16 protein-coding genes and 1 other annotated feature are annotated in these 13,393 nt (G+C 37.5%); of the genes, 6 read left to right on the top strand and 10 right to left on the bottom strand.

Annotation, left to right across the window (positions count from 1 at the left end; translation table 11 throughout):
• Position 1 precedes the first annotated feature (1 nt).
• From treR to BLR86_RS19265, 3 genes are all read left to right on the top strand, one after another.
• On the top strand, positions 2-718 hold the full coding sequence (treR, locus tag BLR86_RS19275) for a trehalose operon repressor (RefSeq protein WP_090765291.1): 717 nt from the start codon (positions 2-4) through the stop codon (positions 716-718).
• A 208-nt stretch (positions 719-926) separates the two neighbouring features.
• Positions 927-1,328 (top strand): hypothetical protein, encoded by a 402-nt coding sequence (locus tag BLR86_RS19270; RefSeq protein ID WP_254782382.1) that lies wholly within the window; start codon positions 927-929, stop codon positions 1,326-1,328.
• A gap of 255 nt (positions 1,329-1,583) precedes the next feature.
• Complete coding sequence (locus BLR86_RS19265) at positions 1,584-2,495, top strand: EamA family transporter (protein ID WP_090765288.1); 912 nt, start codon at positions 1,584-1,586, stop codon at positions 2,493-2,495.
• 31 nt (positions 2,496-2,526) lie between these two features.
• On the opposite strand, the gene BLR86_RS19260 is transcribed toward BLR86_RS19265, so the two are convergent.
• From BLR86_RS19260 to BLR86_RS19245, 4 genes are all read right to left on the bottom strand, one after another.
• Positions 2,527-2,757 (bottom strand): hypothetical protein, encoded by a 231-nt coding sequence (locus tag BLR86_RS19260; protein ID WP_090765286.1) that lies wholly within the window; start codon positions 2,755-2,757, stop codon positions 2,527-2,529.
• An 87-nt stretch (positions 2,758-2,844) separates the two neighbouring features.
• The gene (locus BLR86_RS19255; protein WP_090765283.1) at positions 2,845-3,306 is read right to left on the bottom strand and encodes a flavin reductase family protein; all 462 of its coding nucleotides are present in this window, start codon (positions 3,304-3,306) and stop codon (positions 2,845-2,847) included.
• 90 nt (positions 3,307-3,396) lie between these two features.
• Positions 3,397-3,747 (bottom strand): VOC family protein, encoded by a 351-nt coding sequence (locus tag BLR86_RS19250; RefSeq protein WP_090765445.1) that lies wholly within the window; start codon positions 3,745-3,747, stop codon positions 3,397-3,399.
• A 184-nt stretch (positions 3,748-3,931) separates the two neighbouring features.
• Positions 3,932-5,524 carry an amidohydrolase gene (locus BLR86_RS19245; RefSeq protein ID WP_090765279.1) on the bottom strand — a complete coding sequence of 531 codons (1,593 nt, stop codon included), beginning with the start codon at positions 5,522-5,524 and terminating at the stop codon, positions 3,932-3,934.
• Positions 5,525-5,771: 247 nt separating this feature from the next.
• Here BLR86_RS19245 and BLR86_RS19240 point away from each other — a divergent pair, with 247 nt between their 5' ends.
• Positions 5,772-6,494, top strand: coding sequence for a toast rack family protein (locus BLR86_RS19240; RefSeq protein WP_090765276.1), 723 nt, complete (start codon positions 5,772-5,774; stop codon positions 6,492-6,494).
• A 34-nt stretch (positions 6,495-6,528) separates the two neighbouring features.
• On the opposite strand, the gene ilvA is transcribed toward BLR86_RS19240, so the two are convergent.
• The 5 genes from ilvA to BLR86_RS19215 form a co-directional block, all read right to left on the bottom strand.
• Positions 6,529-7,800, bottom strand: coding sequence for a threonine ammonia-lyase IlvA (gene ilvA, locus BLR86_RS19235; protein ID WP_090765274.1), 1,272 nt, complete (start codon positions 7,798-7,800; stop codon positions 6,529-6,531).
• Between the two features lie 121 nt (positions 7,801-7,921).
• Positions 7,922-8,173 (bottom strand) — a binding site (T-box leader).
• 206 nt (positions 8,174-8,379) lie between these two features.
• Complete coding sequence (gene crcB, locus BLR86_RS19230) at positions 8,380-8,736, bottom strand: fluoride efflux transporter CrcB (RefSeq protein ID WP_090765271.1); 357 nt, start codon at positions 8,734-8,736, stop codon at positions 8,380-8,382.
• Positions 8,733-9,119: a fluoride efflux transporter CrcB gene (crcB, locus tag BLR86_RS19225; RefSeq protein ID WP_090765268.1), complete on the bottom strand. Its 387-nt coding sequence runs from the start codon at positions 9,117-9,119 to the stop codon at positions 8,733-8,735. The genes crcB (BLR86_RS19230) and crcB (BLR86_RS19225) overlap by 4 nt, the downstream gene beginning before the upstream one ends.
• 41 nt (positions 9,120-9,160) lie before the next feature.
• Positions 9,161-10,045, bottom strand: coding sequence for a proline iminopeptidase-family hydrolase (locus tag BLR86_RS19220; protein WP_090765265.1), 885 nt, complete (start codon positions 10,043-10,045; stop codon positions 9,161-9,163).
• Positions 10,046-10,153: 108 nt separating this feature from the next.
• Positions 10,154-10,876: a TerC family protein gene (locus BLR86_RS19215; RefSeq protein ID WP_090765263.1), complete on the bottom strand. Its 723-nt coding sequence runs from the start codon at positions 10,874-10,876 to the stop codon at positions 10,154-10,156.
• 287 nt (positions 10,877-11,163) lie between these two features.
• On the opposite strand from BLR86_RS19215, the gene BLR86_RS19210 reads away from it, so the two are divergent.
• The gene (locus tag BLR86_RS19210) at positions 11,164-11,406 is read left to right on the top strand and encodes a glutaredoxin family protein (RefSeq protein WP_090765261.1); all 243 of its coding nucleotides are present in this window, start codon (positions 11,164-11,166) and stop codon (positions 11,404-11,406) included.
• Between the two features lie 161 nt (positions 11,407-11,567).
• Entirely contained in the window at positions 11,568-12,038 is a 471-nt protein-coding gene (locus BLR86_RS19205; RefSeq protein WP_090765258.1) for a divergent PAP2 family protein, read from the top strand.
• Here the strand turns inward: BLR86_RS19205 and BLR86_RS19200 are convergent.
• Positions 12,035-13,234 carry an MFS transporter gene (locus BLR86_RS19200; protein WP_090765256.1) on the bottom strand — a complete coding sequence of 400 codons (1,200 nt, stop codon included), beginning with the start codon at positions 13,232-13,234 and terminating at the stop codon, positions 12,035-12,037. The genes BLR86_RS19205 and BLR86_RS19200 overlap by 4 nt on opposite strands.
• Positions 13,235-13,393: the final 159 nt, after the last annotated feature.

Genomic DNA, 13,393 nt, shown 5'->3' with positions numbered 1-13,393 from the left:
TATGACAAACAAATACCAAATTATTTTTAATACCATCGTAGGTCAAATTAAGAACGGAGAAATCCCGCAGAATTCCCTTCTTCCCTCTGAAAATGAGCTGAAGGATCAGTACGATACATCAAGAGAGACGATAAGAAAAGCCTTAAACCTGCTGGCTCAAAATGGCTATATCCAAAAAGTAAGAGGCAAAGGTTCCATCGTTATCGATATTAACAAATTTGATTTTCCAGTATCAGGCTTGGTCAGTTTTAAAGAACTCGCTGACAAAATGGAAAAAAAGCCAAGGACGATAGTCAATGAGCTATCGCTTATTATCAAGCCTGATGCCTTTATCAAGCAACAGCTGCAGCTCTCTGGTAAGGACCAGGTGTGGAAAATAGTTAGAACAAGGGAAATTGGTGGCAAGAAGATCATTCTAGATAAAGATTTTCTTGCTGCAAAATTCGTCCCTTCGATCACAGAAGAAATTTGTGAGGATTCTATCTATGCCTACCTTGAAAATGATTTGAACTTGAAAATAAGCTTTGCAAAAAAGGAAATTGTCGTTGAAGAACCAACAGCAGAAGACCGAGCTTTTTTAGACCTAGATGGTTTTCATAATATAGTCGTGATTAAAAACTACGTATATTTAGAGGATGCCACCCTCTTTCAATACACCGAATCCCGGCATCGACCTGACAAATTCCGCTTTGTCGACTTTGCCCGAAGGACACACTAAAAACCTCAATGAAATATTGAGGTTTTTTTCTTTGGATAAAAAACTGGGCAAATCCTACCTTCATCCTATTTTCGGTGCACCCCGAATATTTCAACATGAAGCACTCTTTTTATAATAATTATTTTTGATAACTAGGATTTAATCGTACTAAATGCTATTGAAAGCTAATATATTGGAATATACGTTCGATAAGGAGGAGAGGAACTTGGTGAAACAGGATGATTCCTTCATTACAGATGAGATGTTGGTTAACTATTACGAACTTAATAAAAAGAAAAAGGAAATCGAGTTAGAATTGAATGATTTAAAAGATACTTTTCATAACTATTTTAATAAACTAGTTGGTCCCAATAATAAGGCCGAAATCACAATAAATGGCTATAAACTGCAGCGGCAAATGAGAAAGATTGAAAAATACAACGAAGATGTAACGGTTAAAAGGTTAGAGGCATTAAAAATGAGTGAACTCATTCAAATCGTAAAAAAACCCGATGATGCAAAAATAAAATCTGCCCTCCAACTAGGCCTGTTAAATGAACAAAATTTAGAAGGTTGTATTGTAACCTCCTACTCCCCAGCTATTTCTATTAAGACTTTAACTCCTAAATAATCATTAGAGCCATTAAGCATATTTTTAGTGCTTATTGGCTTTTTCTTTTGTAAAAATGGTTGAAATTGGAGGAATTCTTCAAATAATAGCGAAATAATAAATGCATTTACTCGCCGATTTGGACATTTTACTCGCGGTTTTATGTAATTTACTCGCCAATGCAGCAGATCCCCGTACAAATTTCACCGAATTCCCCTTTTAACCTTACTACTTTTCTGCTAAATTAATAGAATGGTTGTTTTTGGGGGTATTTTTATGAATACAATTGGTGCTGTAATGTCGTACCCAAGGACTAAAGGAATTCTATTAGTTCTTATTGCAGCGACATCTTGGGGCGTTTCTGGGACAGTTGCCCAATATCTTTTTCATCAGCAAGGCTTTAGTTCAAGCTGGCTCGTAGTTATAAGACTGCTCCTAGCAGGAACGGGTTTGCTAATTTTTTCTCATACTGTTGGGAAGCAAAATATATGGAGGATTTGGAAAAACAAACAGGATCTTTTTCTCCTCATTGTATTTGGGATTTTCGGAATGCTCGGCGTTCAATATACCTTCTTTGCAGCAATAGAGCAAGGAAATGCTGCTACTGCTACAGTTTTGCAATACTTGGCACCTGTTATGATTGCCTTATATTTATGCTTCCATGCCAGGACATTACCAGTGAAACATGAGCTGATAGCAATTGTACTAGCGCTTGGAGGGACATTTCTCCTCGTCACGAAAGGAAATATCCATACTCTAGCAATTTCTGGTCCTGCCTTTGGCTGGGGAATTCTATCTGCATTTGCACTAGCATTCTATACTCTTTATCCAGTTAGCCTGCTTTCAAAATGGGGAACGGCTTTAACTGTTGGCTGGGGTATGATGATTGGTGGAGTTGGTTTAAGTTTCATCCATCCTCCATGGAAATTCCAAGGTCACTGGTCCCTTACTTCTTTTACAGCGGTCACTTTTGTGGTTATTGTTGGTACATTAATCGCGTTCTTGTGCTTTATGGAAAGCCTTAAATACATAAAAGCTTCTGAAGCTAGTCTATTAGCCTGTATTGAACCACTCTCGGCAGCATTCCTTGCCGTGGTATGGCTTCATGTTTCCTTTAGCCCAATTGAATGGTTAGGTGCCCTATCTATTATTGCAACAATTTTTATATTAGCATCAGTAAAACGGTAAAAAGCCATCTATGATGGCTTTTTTTTACCTTTTATTTGATGAATGATTGTACCAATACCGCTATAACAAATACGCAAAGGAAGATATTCATATAGCCACGACGTTTGTTCCCTTTTTTAAGTTCATCTATCCCGCCAACTAATATAAAGGCACTTAGACCTACCATCATGATTGGCTGTGCCACGAAGTTTTTAGTGATTAAACCAAATGCTGCTAATAATAAAACCACAATTCCTAGGACAATTCTTACTTTTTTCAACAAAGGCTATCCCTCCTTCTCCTATTGTACAATACGAACCACGAAGTACAATAGAAAAAGCTGCCATACGACAGCTTTTGTCTACTCTTGTTATTCTGATACTTTGCGATATTGGCCGCCGAAATATAACAATGGATCCCCTTCATTTACCTTAAGATCAGTAACCTCACCAATAAATAAGATGTGATCTCCTGCCTCAACCTCATTATAAAGGTTACAGGTCAGGTTAGCCAGTGCACCCTGGATTACTGGTAACTCGCCGAATTGCTCAAAGTTATAAGGAGTTTCTTCCTTAATTTGGCCTGCAAAACGCATAGATTCTGTTTGTTGATCTGCGGATAAAAAGCTTACGGCAAATTTTTTGGATTGTTGAATAAGAGGCAGCATTCTTGCTCTTTTATCAATTGATACTAGTATTAATTTTGGAGTTAAAGAGACAGAAACAAACGCATTTGCTGTCATTCCATGTGATTCCCCATCTACCTCCGTAGAAACAACGGTAATTCCCGTTGCGAATTTCCCCATTGCATTTCGAAAAAAACGATCATCCATTTCTCGACACCCCTACTCTACTAATTTTAATTGCCCATATTTTACACGATCTGACTCAATTTTATTATCTTTGTTACCATGTGTCTAATATTATGATTTTTCCCATAGCTCAACTTGTCTACCTTCAGGATCTTTAATCCAAATAAAATTACCATATTCACTAATCTCTTTTTCCCTTGCTAGAGGTACACCAATTTGTTCAAGATGTTTAATCGTATCATTGAGATTATCAACTTGAAAATTTAACATCACTTGCTGATCGGTTGGGAAATAGCTGTCATCTTCAGTAAAGAAAGAAAAGATTGTTTCATTTCCTGATTGGGGTTTGATAATAGCACCATTCCAATTTTCTATTTCAATATTCAACACTTCACTGTACCATTTTTTTATAGCATCTAGATTGTTAGTCCGCCAAAATATTCCCCCGAAACCTTTTATCATCATAATTATCACCCTCACTTTTCTACATTCATTAAAAATTCTAGAAATAAAATCAAATTCCTTCTTCCTCTAACCATTTACCCAGTTAGTATAAGTACATTTTTTTTAAACTTTATTTCATCTTACTAGTAATATCCAATTTTTTTAGATTTAATATCTATTCGAAATATTTAAAACGATATTCCTAGATACCCTGTATTTCCCCATCAATAATGGTCATTTCAATATTTGTTTTTAATAATTCGTCAGGGTTTTCCAATGAATAGAGGTCCTTCGAAAAAACGGTCATGTCTGCTAATTTTCCTCTTGAAATCGTTCCCTTAATAGCCTCTTCGTTTGTTGCATAGGCACCGCCAATCGTGAATAGCTTTACGGCTTCATGCATGGAGATATTCTGATCCTCATTCCAGGTCTCGAGTTTACCTGGTGTTTTCCTCGTGACGGCTGCATGAATACCTAGTAATGGATCAACAGGTTCTACAGGGGCATCAGAACCGCCGGCACAAATCACACCATTTGATAGTAAGGATTTCCATGCATATAAATAAGATTCGCGCTTCTTACCTATTCTTTCAATTACCCACGGATAATCACCCACTACAAACCGCGGTTGAATATCAGCAACGATATTTGGATCTGCTAATCGCTGAATTAAATCCTCTCTAACTAATGAAGTATGTATAATCCGATCTCGATAATTCACTTTTGGAAATTGATCTAGGATATCGAGAACATTTTCCAATGCTTTATCACCGATGGTATGCACGGCAATTGGGAAGAATTGCTCCCTTGCCTCTTTCACAATGGTAAAGAGGATGTCCTGAGTTTGCATCGCTTCGCCATATTTACTTGGTTCATCACTATATGGATCCGATAACAAGGCTGTTCTTCTTCCAAATGCTCCATCAGCGAAAATTTTTATTGCGCCAATTTGCAATTTCTCATTACCAAAACCGGCAAACATTCCTTTTTCTTTTAACTCAGATTGAAATGGATAGTCGATCAAAAGATTACAGCGTAACCCGTTGTGTTCATGATTGATTAATTCGTTATACATTTTGTACGTTTGTTCTAATCCGCCTAAATAAGCAGGGTCATTGGTATGTACACTTGTTAACCCTTTCTTAATCGCAAATTTCATTGCAAGTCCCAAACCATTTTTTAGCTCTTCATATGTTTTTTCTGGAATATGTTTCGTGACAATTTTGGAAGCTGACTCTAACAGCATTCCAGTCGGCTTTTTGGTTTGTGGATCGAGAACAACACTTCCACCCTTAGGTACTTCATTGGAAGGATGATAGTGACTCATTTCAAGTGCCTTGCTATTCACTAAAAATGCGTGATAACAAACTCTCTTTAGGTAAATCGGACAGTGTGGTGCTACATAATCTAATTCTTCTATAGTAGGAATCGACCCTTCTGTAAACAGATTTTCATCCCAACCCATTCCAATTAACCACTTACCAGGTGCGACGGTAGCTGCTTTTTGCTTAATCTTGTTTAACATCTCAGCTTTCGATTTAATGCCTGTCAAATCTAAGTCTAAGAAATTAAATGCCAAACCTGATAAATGTAAGTGGCTGTCTATTAGACCTGGGGTTACCATTTTTCCGCCTAAATCAACAATTTCCGATCCTGCTCTTCCCCATTGCAAGTTCATTTCATGGTGTGAACCTAAATCTATAATCCTGCCATTTTCAACCACTACAGATTCAACCACTGGCTGGTTAGAATCTAGGGTATAAATTAATCCATTTGTGTAAATTGTCTTTGACACGTAGCCCCCACCTTGTTATTTATTTTAATCTTTAAATTATTATAAATGATATATGGTTTACAGTGCTAGAATTGTTACCCTATTTAGTTATTATTAGAGATTCTTCTAGTTACGTAGTAAAATTGTTATAAAGGGATTAATTACCATAGGTCTCAAGTCTGAGAGCAGATTCCATCTTGCGCCGTTTTTTCAACCTGATTGCTTTTAGTACAATGATGGTAGATTAAGAATTGGGGAGGAAAACAAGATGAAAAAGAAAATTTTGTCGGGTGCATTGGCTATATCTTTACTTATAGGAGTATCAGGTTGTGGAATATTTGCAAATGGTAACGATGAAAATGGGAAAGTCACGATCGAGAAAGATAAGGCTAAAGAATTGCAGCTTGAACTTAACCTTGGTGCTGGTGAACTTAATGTCGAAAAAGGTACAAATGAATGGGTTGAGGGTACAATTGACTATAATCAAGATAGGCTTAAACCTGAAGTCTCTTATAAGCTTAAAGGAGATAAAGGAATTGGGGTTATAGAACAGGATAAAAAAGGCCTAGTTGATAAAATTAAATTTGGTAAGTTAAAAAACGAGTGGAACCTCACTATTTCAGATAATATCCCACTTGATTTACGTGTTAATTCAGGTGCTTCAGATACAAATTTAGATTTAAAGGGTTTAAAAATAAAAGAATTAGATGTGAATGCTGGTGTCGGCGATATCACGATTGACCTTGGCGGCAATTGGGACAATAGCTTTGACGCAGCATTAGCATTAGGTGTTGGGAAATCAACCATCATTCTCCCGAAAGATGTCGGCGTAAAAATTAAATCCTCAAAAGGAATTGGAACTGCCGATTTTGTCGGTTTCATTTCCAAAGGGAAGGGCGTATACGTCAACGAAGCGTACGAAGACGCAAAGGTAGTCATTAACTTAACGACAGATTTAGGTGTGGGAGAAGCAGTTTTTAAATTAGAATAGGTAAGAGAGCCCATCGCTGGGCTCTTTTTTAAATTTATACCAGCATCTGGTATAAGGTACTGTCATTATTAACCTCACGGAATACAAATCCTTTTGCTTTAATCCGTTCCATTAATGGGTAGTAATCATTTTTAGACTTAAGCTCAATCCCGACTAATGCTGGTCCAGTTTCACGATTATTTTTTTTCGTGTATTCAAAATGGCTGATATCATCATTTGGACCTAATACATCATCTAAAAATTCACGCAATGCACCTGGACGTTGCGGAAATTGAACAATAAAATAATGACGTAATCCTTCGTAGAGCTTCGAGCGCTCCTTAATTTCCTGCATCCGGCCAATATCATTGTTACCGCCACTAACAACACAAACAACCGTTTTTCCTTTGATTTCTTCTGCATATTCGTCTAACGCTGCAATCGAAAGTGCTCCAGTTGGCTCAACGACAATGGCATTTTCATTATAAAGAGCTAATAAAGTTGTGCAAACCTTCCCCTCAGGAATAACAACAATATCCTTCACAAGCTCTTTGCAAATGTTAAAGGTCATTGAACCGACCGTCTTCACCGCAGCTCCATCTACAAATGGGTCAATTTCTTTCAATGAAGTCACTTCACCCTTGGAAATCGACTCCTTCATTCCTGCAGCCCCCTGCGGCTCGACACCTATTAACTTTGTTTCCGGTGAAAAATGCTGCATATACGTTCCAACTCCAGAGACAAGACCGCCCCCGCCAATTGCTGCAAAAAGGTAATCTATTTTTTCTGGGCATTCATTTAGAAGCTCCACTGCTACGGTCCCTTGTCCGGCAATCACATCTAGGTCATCAAATGGGTGAATAAACGTTCTATTTTCGAGTTGACTGCATTCCATTGCTTTTTCGTAAGCATCGTCAAATGTATCCCCTACTAAAACAATTTCAACATGTTCCTTACCCCAAAATTTAACTTGATTGACCTTTTGCTTTGGCGTAGTACTCGGCATAAAGACTTTACCATTTATTTTTAAATGATTACAAGAATAGGCAACCCCCTGGGCATGATTTCCGGCGCTGGCACAAATAATTCCATTTTCCAATTCTTCTTCTGTCAATTTTTTGATTCGATTATAAGCACCGCGGATTTTAAAGGAACGAACACTTTGCAAGTCTTCACGCTTTAAATAAACATGACAGTCATACCGCTCAGACAATAGGTGATTGAACTGTAGAGGAGTAGGAGAAATCACTTCCTTGATGGTGTGGCTTGCAATAATGATATCCTCCACCTGAATAGCTTTTTCTTTCTGATCAACTTGTTGACTCATTTCACTTTCCTCCTCTTTCTTTCATTTTAAAATTCGCCATTTTTAAAGGCGTTCAATTGTTTATTAAAGGCGCTTTTCTTAAACTTTTGTGCTTTTTACACAACAAAAAACCCGCCCCTTGTATAGGGACGAGTTAACTCGCGATACCACCCTACTTCCGCAGCTAAAACCCACCTGGCTGCGACTCTCGATCATTGTATAAAAATATATACATATACCTAGTAACGGTGGACTAACCGGTATAGCCTACAATTACTCTTTCGGCTACACATCTCAGAGATGATTTTCAAAATTGCCGTGACATCGACTCTCAGCAACCGTCGACTCTCTTTGGACATCGTGCAAATTCTACTGTTCTCTTCATTGATTCATTTTAAATTAATAAAATAGTACCACTGTAAATAGGCTTCGTCAATATTATTTGACTATTTTAATTATTTAGTTAATTATTAAAGCGCTTTCATTTTTTAAAAAGGAATTTCCAACCTGTAAGCGCAAATAATGATAGAATCTGCCTATTAGTGTAAAACATATTTTTATTAAATAAATCATGAAATTATTCTTGAATAATGTACTAGTTTAAAGAATAAAACCTAAGGCAGCAGTTCCAATGCTTAAGATCACTGAGGTTAAAACATATAATCCAGCCAGCATTTTTTTATTTAATCGTAGTAAGGTTATCGTTTCATAACCGAAAGTAGAGAAAGTGGTATATGCTCCACAAAAACCAACCCCAGAAAAAAGCCACACCCAATCATTGATGGTACCTGATTGATGAAGGTTAGCTAGATACCCTAATAGAAAAGAACCAGTAATATTAATAATCCAGGTTCCAAATGGAAATAGCATTACATGCTTTTTTTTAATAAAAAAATTACCCATGAGATATCTTGCTGCCGCTCCTAAAGAACCGCCTAATCCAATTAACCAAATCACTGTGTTTCCCCTTCTTCTCGATTCGTAACAGCTATTTTATATCCAAAGTATGCTAGGAACAATCCCCCAAAAATGCTAGTAAGTACATATAGGATTCCAACTATAGCGTGTCCATTCTGAAACAATAGTACCGTCTCAACTGAAAAGGTAGAAAAAGTAGTGAATGAACCAATAAATCCCGTTCCGATAAATAAAGTAAATTCTTGTTTACTATTTTTGTGAAAAGAGATAAAGGTAAGGAACCAGCCTAGTAAAAAACATCCAATGAGATTTATCAAAAAAGTACCCAGAGGAAATCCATTTTCATAATGGATCCATTCTCCAAGGGTAAATCTCGAAACTGCTCCTAAAAATCCCCCAACCATGACAAATAATACGTTCACCAGTTCAACCTTCCTTTACATCAAGACATTGATTTCTTGAGTTAACAATAGGAATCAATTGTTTTCAGAAAGGTTCCCATAACTTGTAAATACTCTTCTTTCTCTTCGAAATATGGCATATGAGCACTGTTCTCGAAAATATGAATTTTTCCATTTGCTACAAGTGTGCTGAAGTACTCTGTTGATGCTGGTGTTGCCTCATCATATCGTCCACATGTAAATAATGCAGGGCAGCTAATTTCATTCAAACGTGAAGTACAATCAAATGATTTTAGATTTCCCTTGACACTAAATTCAGATGGCCCCCACATAATATTGTATATTTCAGGGTTTCGATAACCTGCGCCCTTTTTTAGCCATTCAGGGTCTGGATCTTTTTCTACTCTACAAACAAATCGTTTGTTAAATTCCTGAATAGCTGATTTAAATTCCTCTGAGTCAGTCGTTCCCGTTTCTTCACAACGTTTAATCGTTTCCTGAATTTCTATAGGAAGTGTTTTAAGATTCTCTATCTGGTCTTGTTCCCAACGCGGAGCACTTAGGCAAGGACTTGAAAAGATCACGCTTTTTACTCCACTTGGTTTTGTTAAACAGTAAGCAGCTGCAAGGGTTGTGCCCCATGAATGACCTAAAATATGGACTTCATCCAATTTCAACGCTTCCCTAACCAGAGCCAGCTCTTCAACAAATCGATCAAGCTGCCATAAAGATTGGTCATTTGGGCGGTCTGACCTCCCACATCCCAATTGATCATATAAAATTACAGGTCTATCAGTTTGGAGTGCTTGTAAGCCTTCTAGTGAATAACTTGAAGACCCAGGTCCTCCGTGCAAAATAATGACAGGCGTATTTGCTGAATTTTTATTAAATAGTTGATACCAAACTCTCCCGCCTGTAACCTCTATGTATCCCTCTTCATGCATCATTTTTCCCCCCTGCGACGACAAAATAAATAATTAGTGCAACCCTTTTATTTTAACCTACTTTTGGTCATTTTTAAAACATTAAAAGAGACCCACTAAGGTCTCTAGTTTTTATTTGGTAACTAATTTATTCTTTAAAAAATGGACCAAGAAAGTACTTAAGAAGATTCCGATGATGATACTAAAAAAGATGACTTCATCCATTTGGAAACCAAAGGCTGCAGATATCATTCTTAACCCAATAATACCGATTAAGACAAATGCTGTAGTTTCAAATTCTGGTATTCTTTCAATCAAGGCTAAGAATAATTGGGCAACTCCCCGCATCATTAAGATCCCAAGAATCCCTCCCAAAAAAAGTACCCAAACTTGATTCGATACCCCAAATGCTGCAATGACACTATCGATACTAAATGCGATATCCATAAGCTCTACCGTTAATACTGTGCTCCAAAATCCCACTTTTTTGGTTCGTACCTCTTCCTCTCCATCCCTTTGACTAGCAAAGTATTGAAAGACAAGCCAAAGAAGATAGTGTCCACCAACGATTTTGATCCAACCAATATTAATTAATGTAACACCTATTCCTATCGCCACAACACGGAAAAAATAAGCACCAATAATCCCGTAGAACAAAGCCTTTCTTCGCTCTTTTTCAGGTAGGTGTTTAACCAAAACCGCGAGAACTAAGGCATTATCAGCAGATAATAATCCTTCTAGAATCACTAAAGTACCAATTATGCCCCAACTAGCTGGATCTGTTAGTACTTCTCCCAAGGCGTCTAGTGATAAAAATGACCCATAATTCGCAATGATATCTTGTAAGAACTCCATCTCCTTGTGCCTAACTCCTTTACAAAATTTTACTAGCCACTTAAGCCTGTCTCCTACTGTATATGTATGTTAGGTAAATGAATATATGATTGAAGATTCTAGTGACTTATTTTAAAATAGCAGGATGCTAGTAGGCGCTATCATTTTGCTATCAGTGGACTGTGTTGATAATTACACCTTTTCAATCCCCATTTTAAGCCCAACCAATCGCGAAATAGACAGGAAAAGAGACTTTTTATGACGAAATATATTATGATGGATCTAGATTGTCTAAAGGAGGAATGGAAATGCGTAAGGTAGTCATATACACCCAAGAAAGCTGCGGCCCATGTACAGCAGAAAAACTATGGTTAAAAGATCATGGTATTGAATTCGAAGAAAAGAATATTCGAGAAAATCCTAAATATTTAGATGAAATTTTTGAATTAGGTGCTTCTGCTACACCGGCAACTGTTATCGAAGATGAAAATGGAACTGAGGTTGTTTTTGGTTTTAATCAGGAGCAATTAGAAAAGGTGTTAGGAATTTAATTAAAACAGAATTTCCTGGGGTGACCGGGTCCTTTTCTTTTTCACGTCTCGTTCATTCCAGGTATACTAAAGTGACCAGTTCCATATGTTTCATAAATCGCCCGTTTAATTATCCGTTTTTTTGTAAATATAAATATAAAACATTTTTTTAGGAGGTTCGTATGTTTTTGTCAGGTCCTATTTTGGCTGCTTTTTTAGGGATGTTGATTGCGCAATTTGTTAAGGTACCGATTCATTTTTTTGCCACAAGGGAGATAAGATGGAATTTAATGTTTAGTACTGGAGGCATGCCAAGTTCACATACTGCCATGATTATCTCATTAACCACCGTTATTGGCTTAATGACCGGATTTAAATCAAATGAGTTTGCTATTTGTGTGGTTGTTTCAGCAATTGTTCTCCACGATGCAATGGGGGTTCGCAGACATGCTGGCTATCATGCAGAAATCTTAAACACGCTATTAGCTGATTTTAACAGTCTAATTGAAACGTTAAAAGACCCCAATTTAAAGAAACCGGAGTCTAGAGAAAAATTAAAAGAATTATTAGGTCACCAACCAACGGAAGTATTTTTTGGTGCCATAACTGGAATGATTGTTGGAGTCTTTACATACTTTTTCTATCCGTTTTAAGTACTTTTTGATTTTAATCCGGGATTTAACTCATTTGCATGCCGATAAGCCATACCCGTTCCTGCTAGGAGTAAAATACCGGTTACAACAAAGACGGTTCCAACAGGGAAGATACCGCCAAGGACTCCACCGATAATCGGACCAATCATCCCGCCTATTTGATTAGAGGTTTGGTGTAATCCAAACGCTCTACCGCGGAAATCTTTTGGTGTCGATCTTACGACTAGGCCGTTTAATGCTGGGAATACCGCACAGAAAAAGATTCCGAAAATGAACCTGGTAAGGGAAAATCCCCAAATATTACTGAAAATAATTTGAGCGATGGTTCCGATGCCTCCACCCATTAGCCCAATCAATAAGACTTTTTGAAAACCGACTTTATCCGCCCATCTTCCCCACAAAGGGGCAAAGATGACACTTGCAATTCCAGGAAGTGAGAAAACAATCCCTGCAAGTAACGATGCATGCTGCGTGGAACCGCCTAGATCCACTATATATAATGGTAGTACCGGTTCAATAGTCATGATCGAAGCAGAGGTCAAACTAGTTAACGCTAGAACCATCATCAATGGACGGTTCGAAAGTGCCGTTCTAAAATCATTTCGAATGGATCCTTTCTCCTTGCTAGGTGAGAAATTTTCCTCTATTACAAAAAATATAACCAGGAGTGTCGAAATTAACGAGAAAATTCCAGCACTGCCAAATGCCACTCGATTCCCGACTAACGATGCGATTCCCCCACCTAGGAGTGGTCCAATGATGCCGCCAGAGGCAGACGCTGAAGATATCATAGATAGAGCATATCCCACTTTATTGCTTGGAGTATTGGTACCAACTAACGCAATTGCTCCAGGAATGAATCCACTTAACAAGCCTTGCATAAGTCGTAATCCCAACAGCTGATACGGGTTGGTAACAAAAGCGGTTAATGTATAGACCACAAAAAGGGCAAATCCTGCTCTGATTAACATAGGCTTTCTTCCATATTTGTCCGCTACTCGCCCCCAAAAAGGTGAAGCAATCGCCCCAGCAAAAAAAGCTGCGCTAAATAATAATCCCGACCAAACTTCCGTGTGTTCATGTACACCAATTTGGAGCAGGAAAATTGGCAAAAACGGGATAACCATGGAAAAGCTTGCTGAACAGAAAAATACTCCGATCCAAAGGACCCATAAATTACGCTTCCAAATTAGCATGCCAATCCATCTCCAATATGTAAATAATATTGATATCGTACCACATTGTCGAAATATTTTCATTTCCGAAATATTCGGTAGCAGTAGTATTTTAAAAATAAGCTTTATTCTGATTTAAAACCTCTGTTTCTTTGTCCAAGCGTAAAGTTAGCTATTTCT

Source organism: Bacillus sp. OK048, from assembly GCF_900103525.1.
Taxonomy (GTDB): Bacteria; Bacillota; Bacilli; order Bacillales; family Cytobacillaceae; genus Neobacillus.
The sequence above is the reverse complement of the archived record's forward strand: the minus strand, read 5'-3'. Positions and strand labels throughout refer to the sequence as shown.

Bases quoted from the DNA above. Each gene is read 5' to 3' on its own strand.
- treR (WP_090765291.1), top strand. From the start codon at position 2: ATGACAAACAAATACCAAATTATTTTTAATACCATCGTAGGTCAAATT.
- BLR86_RS19265 (WP_090765288.1), top strand. From the start codon at position 1,584: ATGAATACAATTGGTGCTGTAATGTCGTACCCAAGGACTAAAGGAATT.
- BLR86_RS19255 (WP_090765283.1), bottom strand. From the start codon at position 3,306: ATGGATGATCGTTTTTTTCGAAATGCAATGGGGAAATTCGCAACGGGA.
- BLR86_RS19250 (WP_090765445.1), bottom strand. From the start codon at position 3,747: ATGATAAAAGGTTTCGGGGGAATATTTTGGCGGACTAACAATCTAGAT.
- BLR86_RS19240 (WP_090765276.1), top strand. From the start codon at position 5,772: ATGAAAAAGAAAATTTTGTCGGGTGCATTGGCTATATCTTTACTTATA.
- ilvA (WP_090765274.1), bottom strand. From the start codon at position 7,800: ATGAGTCAACAAGTTGATCAGAAAGAAAAAGCTATTCAGGTGGAGGAT.
- BLR86_RS19220 (WP_090765265.1), bottom strand. From the start codon at position 10,045: ATGATGCATGAAGAGGGATACATAGAGGTTACAGGCGGGAGAGTTTGG.
- BLR86_RS19215 (WP_090765263.1), bottom strand. From the start codon at position 10,876: ATGGAGTTCTTACAAGATATCATTGCGAATTATGGGTCATTTTTATCA.
- BLR86_RS19210 (WP_090765261.1), top strand. From the start codon at position 11,164: ATGCGTAAGGTAGTCATATACACCCAAGAAAGCTGCGGCCCATGTACA.
- BLR86_RS19205 (WP_090765258.1), top strand. From the start codon at position 11,568: ATGTTTTTGTCAGGTCCTATTTTGGCTGCTTTTTTAGGGATGTTGATT.
- BLR86_RS19200 (WP_090765256.1), bottom strand. From the start codon at position 13,234: ATGCTAATTTGGAAGCGTAATTTATGGGTCCTTTGGATCGGAGTATTT.